At 43.0% G+C, this 1,897-nt stretch carries 2 protein-coding genes; one reads left to right on the top strand and one right to left on the bottom strand.

All coding sequences use genetic code 11. From position 1 onward, the window contains the following. Positions 1 to 147 precede the first annotated feature (147 nt). Complete coding sequence (locus QUA97_RS28145; protein WP_333197603.1) at positions 148 to 480, bottom strand: hypothetical protein; 333 nt, start codon at positions 478 to 480, stop codon at positions 148 to 150. 84 nt (positions 481 to 564) lie between these two features. Here QUA97_RS28145 and QUA97_RS28140 point away from each other — a divergent pair, with 84 nt between their 5' ends. Beyond that, positions 565 to 1,884: an IS4 family transposase gene (locus tag QUA97_RS28140; protein WP_333197606.1), complete on the top strand. Its 1,320-nt coding sequence runs from the start codon at positions 565 to 567 to the stop codon at positions 1,882 to 1,884. The last annotated feature ends 13 nt before the right edge of the window (positions 1,885 to 1,897 follow it).

The following is a 1,897-nucleotide window of genomic DNA, read 5'->3' as shown; positions in this document are numbered from 1 at the left end:
CATTGGTAACAAGTTAGAAAGGAGTAGATTTTGTCAATACCCCTTTGTGCATAAATATAATTGGGTAATAATGATAATCAAATAAGGAGTTAGGGTGTGAGAGTCCGCTGTAGGCGGACTCTCACACGCCTAGCACGATTATCATTATTAATAAGTTGCTGGCTCGATTGGCGTGGCACTGCGATCGATCTGGGTGGCGGACGATCGATCTGGGTGGCGGGCGATCGATAAATAATGACGGGCGATCGATAAATAATGACGGGCGATCGATCTGGGTGGCGGACGCTCGATAATCATGGCGGACGATCGATAAATAATGACGGCGATCGATAAATAATGGCGGGCGATCGATCTGGGTGGCGGACGCTCGATAATCATGGCGGACGCTCGATAATAGTTGCACCACAGCCGTGCACGGCACCGTCGGGGCGAACACGATCGATTGCGAGCGTTGGTACGATCGAACGATATAATTGACAAATAATTGAGCGATTGTGTAGGTCAATAAATATGGCCAAAAATCAAAAAACCAACCGTGACCACGCCAAAAAAACGGCAAGACCGATGGTGGAAGATGAGACGATTGCCTCGCAACTATCGGCATTACTAACACCAGCCATCACCTCACAAGAAAATTACTACCGTCAACTAGGTTTACGAGGGAGAATTCTTAACCTACCGTTGATGGTAGCAGCAGTATTAACTTTGCTGTGGCGAGACGTAGCTGGAGTAACAGAACTCACAAGAATGCTAGCAAGATCGGGTTTTTTGTGGTGCCGACCTACGACAGTCACTCAACAAGCAATGTCTCAAAGGTTTTTAAGCTTTCCTGCCACGTTATTTGAGGGAGTCTTCAAAAATTTATTGCCGAGTTTAAAAACTGCTTGGTACCAGAGAAACCAACGACCTCTACCAGAAAGTATTCAATTTGCCTTGACCAGATTTTCGCGAATTTGGATAGTAGATAGCTCAACACTCGAAGCATTGTTTTGTAAACTCAAAAGCCTCGAAGGTATACCCAAAGGGCAGTTGGCAGGAAAAATGGCAACAGTCATAGATTTAATGACCAGGCTTCCCATCGAGATTTGGTTTTTAGAAAATCCCCGAGCTTCTGATGTTAAGCTTGAAGAAAAAATCCGACAATTAGTGCCAGCAAATACCTTACTCTTATTGGATAGAGGATTTTATCATTTCAGCTTTTGGCTCAAATTAATTGAAGCAGATATTCACTTAATTACTCGTTTAAAAAAAGGAGCAGCAATACAAATACAGCAAGTATTTACCAAAAGTTACGACCTCAGAGACAGTTTAGTACGTTTGGGATCGGGAACAGCAAAAACTCCATTTATTACCTTACGTCTGATTGAAGTTCGTTCGGGTAAAACCTGGCATTCTTATTTGACAAGCGTACTTGAGCCTCAAGTGCTGCCACCCTACGTCGTGGCAGATTTATATCGCAGGCGTTGGAGAATTGAAGAAGCTTTCAATACCGTAAAAAGGCTGTTGGGATTAAGTTATTTGTGGACTGGTTCTCTCAACGGAATTCAGCTTCAAATTTGGGGAACTTGGATATTCTATGCAATCTTGGTTGATTTAGGTGATGCAGTTGCTGACCAACTCTCTTTACCAATAGATTCGATTTCATTAGAAATGATTTACCGGGGTCTTTACCATTTTTATGTAGCCCGCCAACAAGGTAAGGCAACTGACCCTCCAAAGTATTTTGCAGCGCCAGAAAATCGAGATTTAGGTATTGTTAAATCTCAACGAAAGCCCAATGTTAAGTTAATTGTTGCGCCTTTCCCCGATCGACAGCGAGGTCAGAATCAATTTTTCTTTGAGAAATCTTCTGAACTCCCCTTGACAACTGGCATACAAGCTTAACTTGTTACCAATG

Source organism: Microcoleus sp. CZ3-B2 (assembly GCF_036705055.1).
Classification (GTDB): domain Bacteria; phylum Cyanobacteriota; class Cyanobacteriia; order Cyanobacteriales; family Microcoleaceae; genus Microcoleus.
Note: the sequence above shows the minus strand (reverse complement) of the source record. Positions and strands in the feature narration are given on the sequence as shown.